The organism is Pseudomonas mucidolens (genome assembly GCF_900106045.1).
GTDB classification, from domain to species: domain Bacteria; phylum Pseudomonadota; class Gammaproteobacteria; order Pseudomonadales; family Pseudomonadaceae; genus Aquipseudomonas; species Aquipseudomonas mucidolens.
The window spans coordinates 1,867,311-1,886,713 of the sequence record NZ_LT629802.1 but is presented as its reverse complement, the minus strand read 5'-3'; the positions used below and the strand labels follow the sequence as shown (position 1 = coordinate 1,886,713).

General features: G+C 59.7%; 17 protein-coding genes. 14 read left to right on the top strand and 3 right to left on the bottom strand.

Annotated features, from left to right (window positions below; translation table 11 throughout):
- Positions 1-118: 118 nt before the first annotated feature.
- Entirely contained in the window at positions 119-982 is an 864-nt protein-coding gene (locus BLU75_RS08985) for a universal stress protein (protein WP_084381467.1), read from the top strand.
- Positions 983-1,422: 440 nt separating this feature from the next.
- On the opposite strand, the gene BLU75_RS08975 is transcribed toward BLU75_RS08985, so the two are convergent.
- Entirely contained in the window at positions 1,423-1,893 is a 471-nt protein-coding gene (locus BLU75_RS08975; RefSeq protein ID WP_084381469.1) for a DUF1289 domain-containing protein, read from the bottom strand.
- A 397-nt stretch (positions 1,894-2,290) separates the two neighbouring features.
- On the opposite strand from BLU75_RS08975, the gene acnB reads away from it, so the two are divergent.
- The 5 genes from acnB to BLU75_RS08950 all read left to right on the top strand — a co-directional run bounded on the left by acnB (position 2,291) and on the right by BLU75_RS08950 (position 8,864).
- Positions 2,291-4,891, top strand: coding sequence for a bifunctional aconitate hydratase 2/2-methylisocitrate dehydratase (gene acnB, locus BLU75_RS08970; RefSeq protein WP_084381470.1), 2,601 nt, complete (start codon positions 2,291-2,293; stop codon positions 4,889-4,891).
- Between the two features lie 329 nt (positions 4,892-5,220).
- Positions 5,221-6,114 carry an alpha/beta fold hydrolase gene (locus tag BLU75_RS08965; protein ID WP_084381471.1) on the top strand — a complete coding sequence of 298 codons (894 nt, stop codon included), beginning with the start codon at positions 5,221-5,223 and terminating at the stop codon, positions 6,112-6,114.
- A 25-nt stretch (positions 6,115-6,139) separates the two neighbouring features.
- Entirely contained in the window at positions 6,140-7,411 is a 1,272-nt protein-coding gene (locus tag BLU75_RS08960) for a glycosyltransferase (protein WP_090221421.1), read from the top strand.
- A 120-nt stretch (positions 7,412-7,531) separates the two neighbouring features.
- Positions 7,532-8,257, top strand: coding sequence for an autoinducer binding domain-containing protein (locus tag BLU75_RS08955; RefSeq protein WP_090221420.1), 726 nt, complete (start codon positions 7,532-7,534; stop codon positions 8,255-8,257).
- 28 nt (positions 8,258-8,285) lie between these two features.
- Complete coding sequence (locus BLU75_RS08950) at positions 8,286-8,864, top strand: acyl-homoserine-lactone synthase (protein ID WP_084381474.1); 579 nt, start codon at positions 8,286-8,288, stop codon at positions 8,862-8,864.
- Between the two features lie 53 nt (positions 8,865-8,917).
- Here BLU75_RS08950 and BLU75_RS08945 read toward each other — a convergent pair whose 3' ends face one another.
- Entirely contained in the window at positions 8,918-10,195 is a 1,278-nt protein-coding gene (locus tag BLU75_RS08945; protein WP_090221419.1) for an HAAAP family serine/threonine permease, read from the bottom strand.
- A gap of 303 nt (positions 10,196-10,498) precedes the next feature.
- Between BLU75_RS08945 and BLU75_RS08940 the strand changes: the two genes are divergently transcribed.
- The 5 genes from BLU75_RS08940 (at position 10,499) to BLU75_RS08920 (ending at position 15,454) form a co-directional block, all read left to right on the top strand.
- Complete coding sequence (locus tag BLU75_RS08940; protein ID WP_084381476.1) at positions 10,499-11,464, top strand: 2-hydroxyacid dehydrogenase; 966 nt, start codon at positions 10,499-10,501, stop codon at positions 11,462-11,464.
- A 129-nt stretch (positions 11,465-11,593) separates the two neighbouring features.
- Positions 11,594-12,661, top strand: coding sequence for a phosphotransferase family protein (locus tag BLU75_RS08935; RefSeq protein WP_084381477.1), 1,068 nt, complete (start codon positions 11,594-11,596; stop codon positions 12,659-12,661).
- 32 nt (positions 12,662-12,693) lie between these two features.
- Complete coding sequence (locus tag BLU75_RS08930) at positions 12,694-13,461, top strand: SDR family oxidoreductase (RefSeq protein ID WP_084381478.1); 768 nt, start codon at positions 12,694-12,696, stop codon at positions 13,459-13,461.
- A gap of 72 nt (positions 13,462-13,533) precedes the next feature.
- Positions 13,534-14,967, top strand: coding sequence for a MocR-like pyridoxine biosynthesis transcription factor PdxR (gene pdxR / locus BLU75_RS08925; protein WP_090221418.1), 1,434 nt, complete (start codon positions 13,534-13,536; stop codon positions 14,965-14,967).
- A gap of 85 nt (positions 14,968-15,052) precedes the next feature.
- On the top strand, positions 15,053-15,454 hold the full coding sequence (locus tag BLU75_RS08920) for a cupin domain-containing protein (RefSeq protein WP_084381480.1): 402 nt from the start codon (positions 15,053-15,055) through the stop codon (positions 15,452-15,454).
- Positions 15,455-15,493: 39 nt separating this feature from the next.
- Here BLU75_RS08920 and BLU75_RS08915 read toward each other — a convergent pair whose 3' ends face one another.
- Positions 15,494-16,120, bottom strand: coding sequence for a DNA-3-methyladenine glycosylase I (locus BLU75_RS08915; protein ID WP_084381481.1), 627 nt, complete (start codon positions 16,118-16,120; stop codon positions 15,494-15,496).
- A gap of 233 nt (positions 16,121-16,353) precedes the next feature.
- Between BLU75_RS08915 and BLU75_RS08910 the strand changes: the two genes are divergently transcribed.
- The 3 genes from BLU75_RS08910 (at position 16,354) to BLU75_RS08900 (ending at position 19,149) form a co-directional block, all read left to right on the top strand.
- Positions 16,354-17,664 carry a C4-dicarboxylate transporter DctA gene (locus BLU75_RS08910; protein WP_084381482.1) on the top strand — a complete coding sequence of 437 codons (1,311 nt, stop codon included), beginning with the start codon at positions 16,354-16,356 and terminating at the stop codon, positions 17,662-17,664.
- A gap of 87 nt (positions 17,665-17,751) precedes the next feature.
- Entirely contained in the window at positions 17,752-18,453 is a 702-nt protein-coding gene (locus BLU75_RS08905; RefSeq protein WP_084381483.1) for a FadR/GntR family transcriptional regulator, read from the top strand.
- A 15-nt stretch (positions 18,454-18,468) separates the two neighbouring features.
- The gene (locus BLU75_RS08900) at positions 18,469-19,149 is read left to right on the top strand and encodes a GntR family transcriptional regulator (protein ID WP_084381484.1); all 681 of its coding nucleotides are present in this window, start codon (positions 18,469-18,471) and stop codon (positions 19,147-19,149) included.
- The last annotated feature ends 254 nt before the right edge of the window (positions 19,150-19,403 follow it).

The window sequence follows — 19,403 nt, the reverse complement described above, 5'->3', positions numbered from 1 at the left end:
GCCGATTATACCGACCCCGCCGCAGACCACCAGTCACCGGGCGTGATGTGCATCAACATCACGCTTGGCGAGCAGCAACTATAGTTGTGCAACGCACCTTTTCCTGGAGATCCCGATAATGCAAGCCATCCGCAGCATCCTGGTGGTCATCGAGCCCGAACATTCGGAGAGCCTGGCCCTGAAGCGCGCAAAGCTGATCGCGGGGGTCACCGACGCACATCTGCATTTGCTGGTCTGTGACAAAAAACATGAGCATTCAGCCATGTTGAGTGTGCTCAAGCAGGGATTACTCGCAGACGGCTACAGCGTCACCACTGAACAAGCCTGGAATGACAGCCTGCATGAAACCATCATCGAGGTGCAGCAGGCCGAAGGTTGTGGGCTGGTGATCAAGCAGCACTTTTCTGACAGCCCGCTGAAAAAAGCCCTGCTGACCCCGGCGGACTGGAAGTTGTTGCGTTATTGCCCGACGCCGGTGCTGCTGGTGAAGACCGCCACGCCGTGGACCGAGGGGGTGATCCTGGCCGCCGTCGACGTGGGCAACCTCGACGGCGAGCATAAATCCCTGCATGCCGCGATCATCGACCATGGCTTCGACATCGCCAGCCTGGCCAAGGCACAGCTGCATGTGATCAGCGCCCACCCGTCACCGATGCTGTCGGCCGCCGACCCGGTATTCCAGCTCAAGGAAACCATCGAAGCGCGCTATCGCGAACAGTGCAAGGCGTTTCAAGCCGAGTTCGATATCGATGACGCCCGCCTGCATATCGAGGAAGGCCCGGCAGATGTGCTGATTCCGCACTTGGCCCATACGCTACACGCGGCGGTGACAATCATCGGCACAGTGGCACGCACCGGCATCTCGGGGGCCTTGATCGGCAACACCGCCGAGGTGGTGCTGGATGCGGTGGAAAGCGATGTCCTGGTACTCAAGCCCCAGGCGCTGATGGATCATCTACAGGAACTGGCCAGCACCCCTTGACGCCGATCCTCCAGACAGTGAGGACCAACTGTAGGAGCGAGCTTGCTCGCGAAGGTCGTTAACGATGACGCGGTTAACCTGACACGCCGAGGCGCTCGCGGGTTTTTCGCGAGCAAGCTCGCTCCTACAGAAGACGGCTCGGCCCTGGCTTTTGACCCTGGGCGCGACGCTGAGCAGTGTAGGAGCGAGCTTGCTCGCGAAGGTCGTTAACGATGACGCGGTTAACCTGACACGCCGAGGCGCTCGCGGGTTTTTCGCGAGCAAGCTCGCTCCTACAGAAGACGGCTCGGCTCTGGCTTTTGACCCTGGGCGCGACGCTGAGCAGTGTAGGAGCGAGCTTGCTCGCGAAGGTCGTCAACGATGACACGGGAAACCTGACACGCCGAGGCGCTCTCGAGTTTTTCGCGAGCAAGCTCGCTCCTACAGGGGGTCATGCGGGGTCAGTTGGAAAATACATCCTTGAGAAACCCTGGGGCGATGTAGCGCTGGTAGTGCGCCTCGGACAGGATGAAAAACTCGCGGTCGATGGCATCGCGCAACTGCGGCAGGTTCCAATCGCGGAACTCCGGCAGCAGCACCATGCCGTAGGCCTCAAGATTAGTGATAACCCGCGCGCCACGGGCGATCAACTGGTAAGCCCAGCAGTACTCGGACTGGTGCGGCACAAAGCGGATCTTGCGCTGTTCCAACTGCCCGCGCAGGGTTTTGGGATCGAAGACTTCCAGCTTACCGGCCATCACCTGCACCAATAACTGCTCCAGCCGCAGCCATACTGCACGTTTTTCTTCTTCGTTGTAGCCATTCCATTGGATCACTTCGTGGTGAAAGCGCTTGCAGCCGCGGCACACAAGGTCGCCGTAAACCGTGGAACACAGGCCTACGCAGGGGGTCTTGATGGTTTGGTTAGACATGATCGACAACGCACAAATCAGCGAAACAGCTCGACATGTTAGCCCTTTGTCTAAGGTTCATCACCCTGCAAACTTAGCGCGGCAACTTACCTTTAGCTTTTTTTTGCCGTAGAATCATCCGGCCTTGTAAGGCGCCAATAATCCGCTGGAAGCTGTTTTCAAAGCGTCACGAGCACAGTCGTTCCTTCAGAACGGTGTTGGCGATGGTTATTACCCGGTAGGTCAATAACCAACGCCAACCCTCATCAGCTCCGTTCTGCAGGCGTAAAACTTTGAAAGCAGCTTCTGTAAGGAATGCCGGCAGCGCTGGCTTTGTGGCCCAAAAAGCCCCCGAGCGCATGCGTGCCGTTCATTTCTGGATGAGCGTCCCGTGGGACCACTGATGAGGGTAATAACTGTGCTTGAAGCCTACCGCAAACATATCGAAGAGCGTGCAGCCCTGGGTATCGTTCCCCAGCCGCTTAACGCCGAACAAACCGCAGGCCTGGTCGAGCTGCTGAAAAATCCCCCGGCTGGCGAAGAAGAGTTCCTCGTTGACCTGATCACCAACCGCATTCCACCAGGCGTTGACGAAGCTGCCTACGTCAAGGCCGGCTTCCTGTCTGCCCTGGCCAAGGGCGAAGCCACTTCTCCCCTGATCGACAAGAAACGCGCCGTTGAACTGCTGGGCACCATGCAAGGTGGCTACAACATCGTGACCTTGGTCGAGCTGCTGGACAACGCCGAGCTGGCGCCTGTCGCGGCTGCCCAGCTCAAGCACACCCTGCTGATGTTCGATGCGTTCCACGACGTGGCCGAAAAAGCCAAGGCCGGCAACGAGTACGCCAAAGCCGTGATCCAGTCCTGGGCCGACGGCGAGTGGTTCAAGAACCGCCCGACGCTGGCCGACAAGATCAGCTTGCGCGTGTTCAAGGTTACTGGCGAAACCAACACCGACGACCTGTCCCCTGCCCCGGACGCTTGGTCCCGCCCCGACATCCCGCTGCACGCCCTGGCCATGCTGAAAATGGCCCGTGACGGCATCGTCCCGGACGAGCAAGGCAAGACCGGCCCGATGAAGCAGATCGAAGAAATGCGCGGCCAGGGTTTCCCTATCGCCTACGTCGGTGATGTGGTAGGTACCGGGTCGTCGCGCAAATCCGCCACCAACTCGGTCCTGTGGTTCTTCGGTGACGACGTGCCTCACGTGCCGAACAAGCGCGCCGGCGGTTTCTGCTTCGGCAGCAAAATCGCACCGATCTTCTACAACACCATGGAAGATGCCGGCGCACTGCCCATCGAATTCGACGTCACTAACATGCACATGGGCGACGTGATCGACCTGTACCCGCATGCTGGCAAAGTCTGCAAGCACGGCACCGATGAAGTCCTGACCACCTTCGAAATGAAGACTCCGGTGCTGTTGGACGAAGTACGTGCCGGCGGTCGTATCCCGTTGATCATCGGCCGTGGCCTCACCGAAAAGGCTCGCACCGAACTCGGCCTGCCACCGTCCGACCTGTTCAAGAAGCCGGAAGCCCCGGCTGAAAGCACCAAGGGCTTCACCCTGGCGCAAAAAATGGTCGGCAAGGCTTGCGGCGTAGAGGGCGTTCGCCCAGGTACGTACTGCGAGCCGAAGATGACCACCGTCGGCTCCCAGGACACCACCGGTCCAATGACCCGTGACGAACTGAAAGACCTGGCGTGCCTGGGCTTCTCCACCGATCTGGTAATGCAGTCCTTCTGCCACACCGCAGCCTATCCAAAGCCGATCGACGTGACCACCCACCACACCCTGCCCGACTTCATCATGACCCGTGGCGGCGTGTCCCTGCGTCCAGGTGACGGCATCATCCACAGCTGGCTGAACCGCATGCTGCTGCCGGACACCGTCGGCACCGGTGGTGACTCCCACACCCGCTTCCCGATGGGCATCTCGTTCCCGGCCGGTTCCGGCCTGGTAGCCTTTGCCGCCGCCACTGGCGTCATGCCACTGGACATGCCGGAATCGATCCTGGTGCGTTTCAAAGGCAAAATGCAGCCTGGTATCACCCTGCGTGACCTGGTGCATGCCATTCCTTACTACGCGATCCAGAAAGGCCTGTTGACCGTAGAGAAGAAAGGCAAGAAAAACGCCTTCTCTGGCCGCATCCTGGAAATCGAAGGCCTGGACGACTTGAGCATCGAACAGGCTTTCGAGCTGTCCGACGCCTCGGCTGAACGTTCGGCTGCCGGTTGCACCATCAAGCTGTCGAAAGAGTCCATCACCGAGTACCTGAACTCCAACATCACCCTGCTGCGCTGGATGATCGGCGAAGGCTACGGCGATGCCCGCACCCTGGAACGTCGCGCCCAAGCGATGGAAGCCTGGGTTGCCAACCCGGAGCTGATGGTGGCCGATGCCGACGCCGAATACGCCGAAGTCATCGAGATCGACCTGGCCGACATCAACGAGCCTGTGCTCTGCGCGCCAAACGATCCGGACGACGCCCGTCTGCTGTCCAGCGTTGCTGGCGAGAAGATCGACGAAGTGTTCATCGGTTCGTGCATGACCAACATCGGTCACTTCCGCGCTGCCGGTAAACTGCTGGATCAGGTCAAGGGTCAGCTGCCAACCCGTCTGTGGCTGTCGCCACCGACCAAAATGGACGCTCACCAACTGACCGAAGAAGGCTACTACGGCATCTACGGCAAGGCTGGCGCGCGCATGGAAATGCCGGGTTGCTCGCTGTGCATGGGTAACCAGGCACGTGTAGAGCCAAACTCGACGGTTGTGTCGACATCGACCCGTAACTTCCCGAACCGTCTGGGTGACGGCGCGAACGTCTACCTGGCTTCGGCCGAGTTGGCGTCGGTGGCCTCGATCCTGGGTCGCCTGCCGACCGTCGAGGAGTACATGGAATACGCCGCGAAGATCAACACCATGGCCAGCGATGTCTATCGCTACCTGAGTTTTGACCAGATCGCCGAATTCCGTGAAAGCGCGGCCAACGCGAACATTCCGGTGCTTCAAGCCTAAGGTTTCACGTTGTAGCTGCACCCGGTAAAAAGAGCGCCGCGTATCGCAAGATACGCGGCGTTTTTTATGCCTGCTCCACAAAAAACACTGACTGACGGCAAGCCCTCTGCAATGACCTACCAGATCAGGTAGTTGTCCCTCCGCGCCTTGAAGACTAAAACTCTCTACACCGTGACGCCCGCGTCATGGGGTCTGCCTGCTTTGGATGTACTTCGCGCTGTAAGCCGTACTACTTCTAATAAAAAAACAACCATGCCTTGCCCTCGGCGCTCGAGCCCAGTGGCAGGGGCGTTTTCGCCCGTTTTTTAAGTGCTTGCTGGAGGTGTGTTATGTGGCGCAACCAATATGTGATCAAGAAGGTTTTCAAGGACTACACCGTGTCAGTGGAACAGATCGGCGATGCTCCCGACCGAAAAAACGTCTTGCTGGTCAATGGAGCCATGGCCACGACGTCGGCTTTTGCCCGTACCAGCAAATGCCTGGCCGAGCACTTCAACGTGGTGCTCTTCGACTTGCCGTTTGCCGGCAACTCCCGCGCCCACAACCCGGATCGGAGCCTGGTGACCAAGGACGACGAAGTGCAGATCCTGTTGGCATTGATCAAGCGTTTCAACATCCACCACCTGGTTTCCGCGTCCTGGGGCGGCCTGTCGACCCTGCTGGCCCTCGCCAAAAAGCCGGATAGCATCGAAAGCTCGGTGGTCATGTCATTCGCTCCGGGTCTCAATGCTCCGATGCTCGACTACGTCAGCGGTGCCCAGGCCCTCATGGCCCGAGGTGACAATGCGGGTATCGGCCATTTGCTCAACCAGACCCTGGGCAAACACCTCCCGGCCCGACTCAAGACCGCCAATCAACAACACATGGCGCTGCTGGTCAACGCCGAACAGCATCAAGCGCGTTTCCATATCGACCAGGCCCTCAAGCTCAACGAAGGGGCTTACCTGCCGCAACTCTCGAGCATCGACAGCCATGTGCATTTCTTGAACGGCGCCTGGGACGAATACACCAGCGCGATCGACGTTCAGCGTTTCAAACAGTACATCCGCGATTGCAGCTTCTCCACCGCAGAAAGCAGCGGGCATTTTCTGGACCTGGAGTCGAGGGCGGCCGCCAACGGCGTACACAGCGCATTGCTGGGCCATTTGCTGGAGCCTCGCAACGCACCGCCAGAGGCGATGTGCAGCTCGCTCCCTCACCGAGCGCAGTTGAGTTTCGCGTGAGCACTTTTCAACAAGGATGTAGATGATGCGAGTAATCATGATTGCCATCGGCTCGGCCGGTGACGTGTTCCCCTTTATCGGCCTGGGCGCCGCCCTGACCTTGCGCGGTCATCAAGTGACCTTGTGCAGCATGCCGGCGTTTCAACACACCATAGAAGCCCGGGGCCTGGAGTTTGTACCGTTATGCGATGAGGCGACCTACAACGCCGCCATGGGCGATCCCCGGCTGTGGGACCCGAAAACCTCCTTCACCGTGTTGTGGCAAGCGATTGCCGGCCTGTTGGAGCCAGTCTATGACTATGTAGCGGCCCAGGACCATGACGATACGGTGGTGGTAGGCTCGCTGTGGGCCTTGGGCGCACGCATCGCCCATGAGAAATACGGCTTTCCCTATCTGTCCGTCCAAGTATCTCCTTCAACGCTGTTGTCGGCGCACTTGCCGCCGGTCCACCCCACGTTCAATGTGTCGCCGCGGCTGCCCTTGACCTTGCGCAAATGGCTTTGGCGCGGCATCGAATACTTGAGCCTGGACCGGACCTGTGCACCGCAGATCAATGCGCTGCGCCACAAGCGCGGGCTGCCGAGCACGGCGAAGCACATCTTCAGTCAATGGATGCACGCGCCCCAAGGGGTGATCTGCCTGTTTCCCGACTGGTTCGCACCGGTACAGCAAGACTGGCCGCAGCCATTGCACATGGCCGGCTTCCCACTGTTCGACGGCGGCAATATTGGGCTCGATGAACAGACCCAAGCCTTTCTGAAGGCCGGACCGGCGCCGATTGTCTTCACCCAAGGCTCCACCGAACATTTCGACCAGCAGTTCTATCGCTTCGCCCTGGCAGCGCTGCACAGGGCCGGCGCACGCGGCATTTTTCTGACCGGTGATCGGCCAGCCATCGCTGACCTGCCATCCACTGTGATGCAGCGACCGTTTTTACCCATGAGCTCGCTGCTGCCGCACACCGCCGGCCTGGTTCATCCCGGCGGAATCGGCGCCATGAGTCAAGCGTTCGCGGCCGGCATCCCGCAAATCGCCCTGCCAATCGCCCATGACCAGTTCGATAACGCTGAACGGCTGGTGCGCATGGGTTGTGGGATACGTCTCGCCCTGCCATTGGATAAACATGACCTGCAAGGTGCGATCACCGCACTCTTACACGACACCCGTTTGCAAAAGGCCTGTCGTCGCGCGAGCAGCCTGACGCCCGCCGATGCGGCTTCCTGCGAGACAGCGGTCAACGTCATTGAACAGTGCCACGCACGCTATTCAATACCTCGACTGCGCCAAGCCTCATGAATGACCCGTCTCATGGGCGAGAGTACCGTGCCAGAGCCATCGGGAAAACGTAGGAAAAGGTTGACAGACAGAACACGTGGGCTAGATTGCCAAAGGTTCCAGGAATCGAGGCGACTGTCCATGGAGAAGGAAAACGACCTCATCCGCTGGTGGAATCGCTTGCGGATCGAGATGCTCACGCTACAGACAGGGACTCACGTGTTTGCGCTTCTGGAACGGGAAGTGTTGCAGCTGGGATTTGAGTATTACGCCTATGGCATACGCCATCTGACTCCTTTTACCCGCCCGAAAACCGAGATTTACGGTTCCTACCCCGAACGGTGGCTGGAACATTACGAGGCCCAAAACTACGCCGCGGTCGATCCGTCGATTCTCCGTGGCCTGCGCTCTACCGAGATGATGCTCTGGAACGACGCGCTGTTTGATAACAGTCCAAAGCTCTGGCAAGAGGCCCGGGAATGGGGCCTGTGTGTCGGCGCCACGCTACCGATCCGCAGTCACGATCATTCGTTGCGAGTACTGTCCGTGGCCCGGGGCCAGGAACGTATTTCAGCGGCCGAAAGCGTCGAAATTCAATTGCGCCTGCGTTGCCTCCTCGAACTGGTGACGCTGCGCCTCACCGACCTTGGCCATAGCGAACACGCCCACGAATCGGTCTGCCTCAGCCTGCGCGAGCGGGAAATCCTGCAGTGGACCGCCGACGGCAAGAGCTCCGGCGAGATCGCGCTGATCCTCGCCATCTCCGTCAACACCGTGAACTTTCACCTCAAGGCCATCCAGAAGAAGTTCGGGGCCGCCAACAAAACACTTGCGGCCGCCTATGCCGCTGCACTGGGCCTGCTTTAAATCCCCACGATCACGATAAGGACATCCAATGATCAACATCATCACCCGTCATCACCATGAACTGTCTACAGCGCTCGAGGACGACCTGGGCCGCTATCGATATGAGGTATTCATCCAGCAACTGGGCTGGCAACTGGATTCCACCTATGCCCTGCCCCAACGCGAATTCGACCAGTTCGACCAGGCCGACACCCGCCATATCCTTGCCCTGGATGCCAGGCGTCGAGTCTGCGGATGCGCGCGGCTGTTGCCGACGACACAACCTTATCTGTTGTCGGAAGTCTTCGGATTTCTATGTGACCAGCCCAGCCCCCAAAGCAGCGACACCTGGGAAGTCTCGCGTTTTGCCGCCCGCGCCCTGGAGCGCGGCACATTGCCGATGCGGGTCTGGTGGAACAGCCTGCATCATGCCTGGAGCCAAGGAGCCAACCGAGTGGTGGCGGTGACCACGCCGGCGCTGGAACGTTATTTCCTGAAAAATGGCGTGCAGTTGAGTCGTCTCGGTTCCCCGCAACGCGTGAACAACGACCATGTAGTAGCGCTGAGTTTTCCGGCCTGGCAGAAAAACGGCCGAATCGCGCTGCACGCGGAATCGGCCGTTGTCTAGCGATGAACTCTCTACGCATGTGAGCAAAGCCGAGAGCGTCGGCCCTGTTCAGGTCAAGGAATCAGCGAATAAACCAGAGAGGAGATGGCCACCAGGCCGACCAGGGTCACGAACACGTTGGAGGCCTGTCCACGGTACCTGGCCATGGCCGGAACCTTGCGGATGGCGTACATCGGCATCAGGAACAGGATCGAAGCAATGATCGGTCCGCCCAGTGTCTCGATCATGCCCAGGATGCTCGGGTTCAGCGTCGCCACGACCCAGCACACGATCAGCATGAATGCCGCCGTCATGCGGTCCAGCGCCTTGGCACCCGGACGCTTGCCACTTTTCACGACCAGCCCCTTAAGGCCTTCGCTGGCCCCGATGTAGTGGCCCAGGAACGACTTGGCAATTGCCACGAAGGCAATCAACGGCGCGGCAAAGGCGATGGTCGGGTTGCTGAAATGGTTGGCCAGGTAGGACAGGATCGACAGGTTCTGCGCCTTGGCCTCGGCCAGTTGCGCAGGCGACAGCGTCAGCACGCAACTGAAGACAAAAAACAGCACCATCGCGACCATCAACAAGTGGGCGCGGGACAGGATCTGCGAGCTGCGCTCTTCGGCGTGGGCGCCGTACTGGCGTTTCTGGTCCACTGCAAAGGCCGAGATGATCGGCGAATGATTGAACGAGAACACCATCACCGGAATCGCCAGCCACAACGTGTGCAACAACGCCGACGGCTCAGGCAGCGTACTCGCGGTGCTGAGAATGCCGCCATTCCAATGCGGCACCAGGTAGACCGCGAGAAACAGCAAGGCAACGATAAACGGGTAGACCATCAGGCTCATGGCCTTGACGATCACGTGCTCGCCACAACGCACCACCGCCAGCAGCCCAAGGATCAGCACAAACGACAACAGCGCCCGCGGTGGTGGCTCGATGTGCAGTTGATGCTGCATGAAACTACCGACGGTATTGGTCAAAGCCACGCTGTAGATCAGCAGGATCGGAAAGATCGCAAAAAAATACAACAAGGTGATCACCGCACCGGCCTTGATCCCAAAATGCTCCTCGACCACCTCGGTAATGTCCGAACCCGCACGCCCCGAAAGGACAAAGCGTGTCAGGCCACGGTGCGCATAGAACGTCATCGGGAAGGCCAGCACCGCGAGGAACAGCAGCGGCCAAAAGCCGCCGAGGCCCGCGTTGATGGGCAGAAACAGTGTGCCGGCGCCAATCGCCGTGCCGAACAGGCCGAGCATCCAGGTCGTGTCCTGGCGGCTCCAGCCGGTGAGGGTTACAGGTGTCGTTGCGTAGCGTTCGTCGACGCTATTGGCCTGATCATTCATCCGCTCGGATCTCCGCATTCATACGGTCGCGGCGAGTCAGAAAACCCTGACAGGCAGCGCCACAACCGTAACAGGGGCGCGATTGTCCAAGATTCACCTGAAGAAGCAAAGACTTAGCTGAGGAATGGTCAGGTTGGAAGGTGGCCCACGGAGGTCGCAAGTCCGCTGAACGGTGCGTCAATCAGGCCGGAGAAAGGGATTGATCACTTGTACAAGCATCAGTTTTTTTCTACGCCTGTAGACAGTCCGTCCTGGAAAATACCCCATACTCTCCCCCACCAAAGCCCTCAGGAAGAACCTCGCATGCCCGTCACTGTTCTGGTCCTGGTTGAAACCATCAACGACTATTTGCCCATCATCGAGAGCAATGACTTTCATGTAATCCTCGCGCCCACGCCCACCGAGCGGAGTGAGGCGATCAAGCACCATGGTGGCCAGATCCAGGCGGTACTGACCCGCGGCCCCTTGGGACTTTATGCTGAAGAAATCGCCGCCCTGCCGCTGCTGGAAATCATCTGCGTGATCGGCGCAGGTTATGAGCAGGTGGACCTGCAAGCCGCCAGCGATCGGGGAATCATTGTCACCAACGGCGCCGGCGTGAATGCCCCGTCGGTGGCGGACCACGCCATGGCGCTGTTGCTGTCGCTGGTGCGAGGCATTCCTCGAAGCGACGCCGCGGTTCGACGCAGCGAATGGCCCAAGGTGATGCGCCCTTCGCTCTCGGGTAAACATTTGGGCATCCTGGGTCTGGGTGCCGTCGGCATGGCTGTCGCCAAACGCGCGGCCCTGGGCTTCGACATGCACATCAGCTATCACAGCCGCCAGCCACGCGGCGATGTCGACTACACCTACTGCTCAACGCCGGTGGAGCTGGCACGCACCTCGGACTTTCTGATCATCGCCACGCCCGGCGGCCCGGGAACCCGGCATTTGATCGACCGCCAGGCGTTGGATGCCCTCGGGCCCAACGGCTTTCTGGTGAACATCGCGCGTGGCAGCGTGGTGGTGACGGCGGACCTGATCAGCGCGCTGGAGCAACGGCGCATTGGCGGCGCCGCGCTGGATGTGTTCGATGACGAGCCCAACGTCCCCGACGCCTTCAAGTCGCTGACCAATATTGTACTGACGCCGCACGTCGCCGGCCTGTCGCCGGAAGCCGCTCACGACACCGTGCAGCGGGTGGCGGACAACCTGCTGGAGCACTTCGCCGGCCGCCCGGTGCTGACCCCCGTGACGTTGCCACCGCGCAACCGAGTGCCCGAGAAATGACCGATCAGGCACGCTGATCATCATCCAACACGCTAACCTATTAAGCCGGCTCGACCTTGTCGCGGGTCAGCCGCGCGCATTAGATTAGCCAATAGTCCAAGGCCTCAAGAATAAGCAGAAGGGATAAGCATGGCGCTCAACGACCAATCGACCCAGATTCGCCCCGGCGAAGAACTTGATGCCAGTCTCATCGATCCCTACCTCAAGGCCCATATTCCGGGCCTGAGCGGCACGGCGCAAATCAGCCAGTTCCCCGGTGGGGCGTCCAACCTGACCTACCTGCTGGAATACCCCGAACAGGAGTTCGTCCTGCGCCGTCCACCCTTTGGCCACAAGGCCAAGTCCGCCCATGACATGGGGCGTGAATTTCGCATTCTCAACCAGCTCAAGGACGGCTTTCCGTATTGCCCCAAGGCGTACGTGCATTGCACCGACGAATCGGTGATCGGCGCCGAGTTCTACGTGATGGAACGGGTCAAGGGCATCATCCTGCGCTCGGACCTGCCGCCGGAACTGGGCCTGGACGCAGCGAAGAGCGAGGCGCTGTGCAAGAGTTTCATCGACAAGTTCGTCGAACTGCACCAGGTCGACTATGCCGCCTGCGGGCTGGCCGACCTGGGCAAGCCCGAAGGTTATGTGGCGCGACAGATTCGCGGCTGGAGTGATCGCTACGAGAAAGCCTTGACCCCTGATGCGCCGAACTGGGCAGCCGTGCGCGCCTGGCTCAACGATAAGATGCCCGCCGATCACCCGACTTCAAGCATCGTCCACAATGACTACCGCTTCGATAACGTGATCCTCGACCCACACAATCCGATGCAGATCATTGGCGTGCTGGATTGGGAACTGACCACCCTTGGGGATCCGTTGATGGACCTGGGCAACAGCCTGGCCTATTGGATTGAAGCGGACGACCCGGCGCCCGTGCAATTGATGCGTCGCCAACCCAGCAATGCACCGGGCATGCTCACCCGACGGGAATTCGTCGATTACTACGCCGCACGCTCGGGCATCCAGATCGACAACTTCGACTTCTACTACACCTACGGCCTGTTCCGCCTCGCCGGCATCGTGCAGCAGATCTACTACCGCTTCTTCCATGGCCAGACCCAGGACAAACGCTTTGCGCAGTTCATTCAGATGAACAAGCTGCTGGAGCAGATGAGCCTGAATGTCATCGGCAAATCCGCACTCTGATAGTCCGAGCTATGACCTCACAAGGAAAAACCATGTCCAAGACTCAGTTGTTCGACCTCGACGGCAAGATCGCTTTTGTTTCCGGTGCAAGCCGCGGTATCGGCGAAGCGATCGCCAAACTGCTGGCCCAGCAAGGCGCGCATGTGATTGTGTCGAGCCGTAAGATCGACGGCTGCCAGCACGTCGCCGACGCGATCATCGCCGCCGGCGGCAAGGCCACGGCGATTGCCTGCCACATCGGCGAGATGGAACAGATCAGCGCGGTGTTCGCCGGCATCCGCGAGCAATTCGGGCGCCTGGATATCCTGGTCAACAACGCGGCCACCAACCCGCAATTCTGCAATGTGCTAGACACTGATCTCGGCGCATTCCAGAAAACCGTCGATGTGAACATTCGCGGCTACTTCTTCATGTCCGTGGAAGCCGGCAAGCTGATGCGCGAAAACGGCGGCGGCAGCATCATCAACGTGGCCTCGATCAATGGTATTTCCCCTGGGCATTTCCAGGGCATCTATTCGGTGACCAAGGCCGCGGTCATCAACATGACCAAGGTCTTCGCCAAGGAGTGCGCGCAGTTCGGCATTCGCTGCAACGCGCTGCTGCCGGGACTGACCGACACCAAGTTCGCCTCGGCGCTGGTGAAGAACGATGCGATCCTGAAAATGGCCCTGCAACAGATTCCACTCAAGCGCGTCGCCGCGCCGGATGAAATGGCCGGTGCGGTGCTGTACCTGGCCAGCGATGCCTCAAGCTACACCACCGGCGTAGCGTTGAATGTGGACGGTGGTTTCCTGTCCTGATGGATCGTCAGAAGCTGCAGCGATAGCGACTTACGGTAATCTTGCGGGTGATTGATTGCCTCGGGATGAAACATGGAACTGCACGTCGTTATCAAGGGCCGCAAGGATCTGGTGGAACAGCTTTACCAGCAGCTGCGCACGGCGATCGAGTCAGGTCGCCTGGCAGCCGGTGCGCAACTGCCGCCGAGCCGCCTGTTGGCCGAACAACTGGGGGTCTCGCGCAAGACCGTATCCGACACCTACGCCGTGCTGACCTACGAAGGCCTGCTGGTCGGCAAGGTCGGTCGGGGTACTTTCGTCAATGCCTGGGCGACACGCGCCGAACAGTTGCAACGCGCGCCTGACCTTGCCTGCGCCGACACATTGGCCAAATGGCAAGCCCTGCCCTTTTCCCTGGGCCATCCCGACCGAGACAACCGCCCACGCCGTGACTTTATCGGGGGAGCCACCACCCGCAACCAGTTCCCACAGGATGAATGGCGGCGCTGCACCCAGGATGCCTTGCGCCGTATCGCCCAAAGCAGCGGGTTCTACAGCCAGCCAGCAGGCTTGCCGGCGCTGCGCAGCGCTATCGCCGGTCACATCGCCTTTTCCCGGGGCGTCAAATGCCGGGATCAAGACATCGTGGTGACCAACGGCGCCCAGCAAGCCCTCGACCTGATCGCCCGCGTCGCATTGGAACCGGGCAGTATTGTTGCCATGGAAGACCCCGGCTACACGCCAGCGCGACTGATATTCAAAGCCATGGGCGCGACGGTGGCGAGCGTGCCGGTTGACGCACACGGCCTCCAGGTCGCACTGATTCCCGACGGCACGCGATTGATCTATGTAACGCCCTCCCATCAGTTTCCATTGGGCATGCCCATGAGCCAGTCACGCCGTGAAGCGCTACTGGCGCGGGCCGTCGAACTGGGGGCGATTGTGATCGAGGACGACTATGACAGTGAATTCCGCTACGAGGGCCGCCCCACCGATTCCCTGCAAAGCATGGACACCCAAGGCGTGGTCACCTACGTCGGCACCTTCTCGAAAACCCTGCTGCCGGAGTTGCGCCTCGGCTACGCAGTATTACCGCCGGCCCTCTTCGGCGCGGTGCTCAAAGCCAAGCAACTGACCGACCAACACACCTCGACCTTGCCGCAATGGGCGCTGGCCAAATTCATCAGCGAAGGCTATTTGCTCAAGCACATTCGCCGCTGTCATACGGTATACGCCGGGCGACGCGAGCGCCTTCTCGCACGCCTGGCCGGCGATCTTGCGCCCTGGTTCAGCAGCGTGCCCACCGTGGCCGGCTTCCATCTGGCGACCCTGTGCAAGGTGCCGATAGACATCGCGCTGCTTATCAAGCGAGCACACGAGGTCGACGTGGGGCTGCATCCGCTGGCGCTGTTTTTTCATGAAGTACCGGCACAGACAGGCCTGGTTTTTGGCTTCGGAGCCATCGAAACCCTGGATATCGACCCGGCGCTGGATAAGGTGCGGGATATTCTCCTGGAGATTGGCTAAGGGGTTTTCGTGCCGATTGGCTATTGGTCAGCAGACGAGTGGGGCTTAGTGTAGATCGGGTCTTGAACAACTCGGAATCCGCATCATGAAAACGCTTCTCGGCACTGCCCTGCTGCTGGCCTCGTTCAGTACCCTTGCCCACGACCCGGTCTACAACCAGGAGAAAATCAACATACTGCAGGAGCACCCACTCGCCAACGTCCCGGGCAAGAAAACCATCATGCTCACCGTGGACTACGCTCCTGGCCAAGCGACCGCACCCCACAGCCATACCGGCACGGCCGTGGCGTACGTGCTGGAAGGCGAGATCACCTCACGGGTCAACGATGAAAAGGCCATCACCTACACGGCTGGCCAGTCATTCTACGAACCGGCCGGTTCGCGCCATTTCGAATCGAGCAATGCCAGCCAGACCAGACCGGCCAAGTTGCTGGTGGTGATGGTGCTGGATGATAGCGCTGAAGTGCTGACCCCATTGGCGCATTAATCATCCATATCCCGCGCTTATGCGTCCGTAGATACCGCCTCAAGGCCGGGTGAACCGTTGCCGCAAGCGTTCAATTTCCGGCCGGAAGACACAGCCTTCCAAGTGATCGTTGACCATGCCCATCGCCTGCATCAAGGCATACATCGTGGTCGGGCCGACATAGCTCCAGCCGCGCTTTTTCAAGGCCTTTGACAAGCGTATCGAGGCGATTGAGGTCGGATTGGCTGTCCAGTAAGCCAGGTCGACCCGCGCGGGACGCTCGGCGTCGGCGGGCTCGAACGACCACAGCCACGCCGCCAGCGAGCCGGTTTCCGCCACCAGCTCACAGGCCCGCCGCGCGTTGTTGATCACCGAGACGATCTTCGCCCGATTGCGCACAATGCCGGGATCGAGCATCAGACGCTGGATATCGTCCTCGGTGTATCGGGCGATCCGTTGATAATCAAAACCCTCGAATGCCCGCCGGAAGTTTTCCCGCTTGCGCAGAATGGTGATCCACGCCATTCCGGCCTGAAAGCCTTCCAGGCAGATTTTCTCGAACAACTGAATGTCGTCGCCAACCGGCACGCCCCACTCGTGATCGTGGTAATGGGCATATTCCGGCGCCGACTGGCGCCAACTGCAGTGGGTGGCACCATCGTGCGTTGTCAGTCCCGGCAGATCCATAATTCACCTTTCTGGCCAAGCGCCGAATGATAAGCGAAAAAACTTTGCGTGCCGCCAACCGCTCAAGCATCACGGTTACCGAGCAACTGGTCAGACCGGCACCTATTGACCCGCGAATATTTGCTTGTTAATTGGAAAGCACCTTGATTAGACTGACCACGAACTGGACATACCGGTAAGACCACAACAATTAAGCCCTGGACCCACCAGGGCACCGAATAGAGATCCTTCCCATGCTCAGATGGTGCTCGCGTTCGATTTTCCTGCAAGTCGTCATTGGCCTGATCCTTGGCATAGTTTGCGGCTTGGCCCTTCCAGAATTTTCTTCACAACTCAAACCCTTGGGTGATGGCTTCATCAAGCTGATCAAAATGCTGATTGGCTTGATTGTGTTTTGCGTCGTAGTCAGCGGTATCTCTGGCGCCGGCGACTTGAAGAAAGTCGGGCGCATCGGCCTCAAGTCAGTGATCTACTTTGAAATACTGACCACCATTGCCCTGGTGCTGGGCCTGATTCTGGCTTTCAGCACCGGGATCGGCAGCGGCGCCAACATTCATCTGGACCAGCTGTCTTCCGCCGGTCTCAATGAACTGGCCGACCGTGGCCAGCACCTCAAAGGCACCAGCCAGTTTTTGATGGAACTCATCCCCAACTCGGTGATTGGCGCCTTTGCCGACAACAACGTGCTTCAGGTGCTGTTGTTCTCCGTGCTGTTTGGCAGCGCACTGAACCTGGTGGGTGAAGCGGCCTCCGGCATCTCGCGGCTGATCAATGAACTGAGCCATGTGATTTTTCGCATCATGGGCATGATTGTGCGCCTGGCACCCATTGGAGTGTTTGGCGCCATCGCCTTTACCACCAGCACCTACGGACTGGACTCGCTGCAACACCTGGGCAGCCTGGTCGGCTTGTTCTACCTAACGTGCGTCGCCTTTGTCGCATTGATCCTGGGACTGGTGATGCGTCTGTCCGGCTTGCGCATGTTGCCCCTGCTCAAATACCTGCGCGAAGAATTGCTGATCGTGATGGGTACCGCGTCTTCCGACGCGGTGTTGCCACAGATCATGCGTAAACTGGAACACTTGGGTATCGGCAGTTCCACGGTGGGACTGGTGATTCCTACCGGCTACTCGTTCAACCTCGACGGTTTCTCGATCTACCTGACCCTGGCCATCGTATTTATCGCCAATGCCACCGGCACGCCGCTGTCGATGACGGACTTGATGACGATCTTGCTGGTATCGCTGATTACCTCCAAGGGCGCCCACGGGATTCCGGGCTCGGCCCTGGTGATTCTGGCGGCGACGCTGACCGCCATCCCGGCCATTCCGGTGGTAGGCCTGGTGCTGGTGTTGGCGGTGGACTGGTTCATGGGCATTGGTCGCGCGTTGACCAACCTGATCGGCAACTGCGTGGCTACCGTGGCCATTGCCCGCTGGGAAAAGGACATTGATATCCAGCGGGCGAACAAAGTACTCGACGGCCAGCAAGGTTATGCCTTCCAGACCAAGAAGCCGGTGCAGCCGGCGCATCAGGAGTTCTAGAAGACTGCAATTCCCCACACCCTGCAGGAACTAGGCGTACCCCTCGTTCCTGCGGTCAAGACAGTATTTTTTTCAAGGAGCCACGAGGTGATCACCACATCAACTGTTGTCAATTCAGTTGTAGAAAAACTGCGGGCCGCCCTGGCGCAGGGTCAGTGGCGGCGCGGGGAAATGTTGCCCGGGCAACGCGAACTGGCCGAACAATTGGGTATCAGCCGTCCAAGCCTGCGCGAAGCCGTGATTGTGCTGGAAACCCTCGGACTGGTGCGTTCGATGCCCGGCAAAGGCGTGGTCGTGCTGGAAACCAGCGTCAGCGAACCCCAGGCCAGCGACGCTGTGGCCGACGCCAGCCTCGAAGACATCCTGCAACTGCGCTACACCCTGGAGCCCTTTATCGTCGGCCTGGTGGCCCAGTCCATCAGCAGCAAGGAAGTCGGGCAGCTGCGCCTGACCCTGATGGACATGCGCGAAGCCTTGGACGCCGGCGACAGCGAAGCCGGGATGAATGCTTACATCGCCTTCCACGAAGAACTGTTTGCGCTGACCTCCAACCCAATCTTCCAGAACGTGGTGCAGCAGACCAGTAACGCCCTCAAGCAGAGCGCCCAAGTGCTGCGCAACTCACCTGAACACCTGGCGGAGCGCTTGCAGGAAAACGACGCCGTGGTGCGCGCCATTCGCAATAAGAACAGCGCCCTGGCCAGTGCCGAAATGCGCCGCCATATCCTGATGGAAGGCCAGCGCATGGGCATCGCCCTGAACATCCCGGACGACCATCTCGGCAGCTGACATTGGAGACAGGCCATGACCGCCCACGCCTTGCAACGCAACATTGCTGTCGCAGCCCTGCCCACCATGCGCCTGGTGGCTGGCAACAAGCTCTCGGCGGATGATATCTACCCACGCGTGTTCGAGGCCATTCTCGAACAGCGCATCGTCCCGGCCAGCCGCTTCACCGAAGAAAGCCTGGCGCAAAGCTTTGGCGTCAGCCGCAGTGTCATCCGCCGGGTTCTGGCGCGCTTGGCCGAGCAGCACGTGATCATCCTGCGCCCCAACCTTCGCGCCCAGGTGGCAGCGCCAGACGCCCGGCAAGTGCAGCATATTCTCGAAGCTCGGCGCTTGATGGAAGTGACCGTGGTGCAACTGGCCTGCACCCACGCAACCCCGCCCCACGTGCGCCAACTGCGCGAGTTGATTGCCCGGCAACGGGAAGCCGACGAGCGCAATCAACCGGGCGCGGCGATTCGGCTTTCAGGCGAGTTTCATATGGTGTTGGCCAGCATCGCCGGCAACGGACCGTTGGCGCAGTTTCTCAACAGCCTGGTGCCGTTGACCGCGTTGGTCATCGCCCAGCGCGGGCACCTCGCCAGCGATTGGCGTGAGCAGCTGCACATTGTCGAAGCCCTTGAGTGCGGTGATGCCGGTGCCGCCATAACCTCGATGACCCGGCACCTCGATCACCTGCAAGCCGTCTTGAGCCGGTAAACGATGTCACCTGTTTGACTTCTGTGGCGAGGGGGCTTGTCCCCCGTTGGGCTGCGCAGCAGCCCCAAAAACCAATCGCTGAAGAGTGCCTGATACACCGCATTTGTCTTTATTAGGGCTGCTGCGCAGCCCAACGGGGGACAAGCCCCCTCGCCACAGATATCCATTACCCATAGATATCCCTTACCCATAGACATCCCTTACCCACAGATACCCGTCCTCCCACAGTTGCTGCTCTAACAGCACGCAAAAAA